This is a genomic window from Erwinia sp. MYb416 (assembly GCF_037479575.1).
Lineage (GTDB): Bacteria > Pseudomonadota > Gammaproteobacteria > Enterobacterales > Enterobacteriaceae > Erwinia > Erwinia rhapontici.
This window is the reverse complement of the sequence record NZ_JBBGYT010000376.1, coordinates 1-1,275: the sequence shown is the minus strand read 5'-3', so window position 1 is coordinate 1,275 and position 1,275 is coordinate 1. Positions and strand designations below refer to the sequence as shown.

Below are 1,275 nucleotides of genomic sequence, written 5' to 3'. Positions count from 1 at the left end.
AAGCAATGGGGGTTGCTGGTTTGCTGAATATGTCAGCAAAATTTTATCTGGTACTGAACGGCTTTTCATCTATTTTTACACGCATAAGTGCATAGGGTTTCTGGTGCATATCTTTATTCATATGAAACGCCGGCTGGCGATACGGCTGGTTCACAATAAAGTACAGATAGCCGTCTGACCTGCCCCCGGCCTGTCGCCACAGGCCTTTTTCGATTCGGCGTCCGGAACGGACACAGATACCGGTAGTTGCCGCCGACACTTCCTGAGTAAGACATTTATTTCGTTGAGTTATGGAAAAATCGACCTGTCTGATGTTGAGCGTCACAACCTCTCCATGGGAAGAAGAAACATGACGCTAAGATTACAAACAGGCCAAATTAATTGTCGCCTAATACCTCAGATTCAGACTGGTTATATAATAATGATATTTGCTTCTGCTTTTTTTGAATTTAGGGTTATCACTTACTACTGCTGTTAAGAATAGCGCTTAATAAAAATGTAATATGTATCATTTCATGAAAAGAGTAAATTGTTAACAGAGTAATCATTAGCATTAAATGTCGTTTAATATCAATAATTTAGCCTGGCATTGAAAGCTTATAAACTTTCTTTTTAAATTAAAAAAACATTCTAAAACAACGAAAAACGTTTCATTACACTCCATGGTTTTTATTTTCCAGTTAATTTAACTTTAATGAAGTAGCTCATTAGCTACGGGGTGGGCCAACGATTATCTCATGTATTTATTACCTTTAAGGATGGATTATGAGACATAAAAAATTAATTCTTGCTTTAGGTGTTTTTGTCCTCTCTGCGACGCGACTTTCTGTCGCCGCACCCTTACATAACGAACCGTTTACGGATCACTCCCCACATACCTTCTTGCTTGTCGGCGATGCTAATGGCGGTGACGGCGGGAACGGGGGTTCTGGTGCCAATTCTCCTGGTGGTCCTGGAGGAGACGGAGGAAATAACAGCGCCAGCGGTAACGGGAACGGCAGTGGTAATGATAACGGTACTGGCAATGGCTCAGCTAACGGCAATGGTTCCGGAGACGGAGACGGTGACGGCGGCGGTGATGGTGGCGACGGCGGTGGCGATGGTGGTGACGGCGGCGGAGCGTAATCAGGCTGCAGAATCTAACTAAAAATGGTCGCCTAATGAAGGCGGCCATTAATTAAAGGATGAAACTTTTATGTCAAAGCTACACAACACTCTGATTTTTCTTCCGCTGTCTGCAGGGCTGCTCCTTTCCCTGCCGGTATTCAGTCAGAC

General features: G+C 43.7%; 2 protein-coding genes. One reads left to right on the top strand and one right to left on the bottom strand.

The window, feature by feature from the left end; all coding sequences use genetic code 11:
* Positions 1–43 precede the first annotated feature (43 nt).
* Entirely contained in the window at positions 44–325 is a 282-nt protein-coding gene (locus WH277_RS05405; protein WP_339458824.1) for a hypothetical protein, read from the bottom strand.
* Between the two features lie 606 nt (positions 326–931).
* On the opposite strand from WH277_RS05405, the gene WH277_RS05400 reads away from it, so the two are divergent.
* A complete protein-coding gene (locus WH277_RS05400; protein WP_339457127.1) occupies positions 932–1,147 on the top strand; it encodes a hypothetical protein in 216 nt (71 codons plus the stop codon).
* Positions 1,148–1,275: the final 128 nt, after the last annotated feature.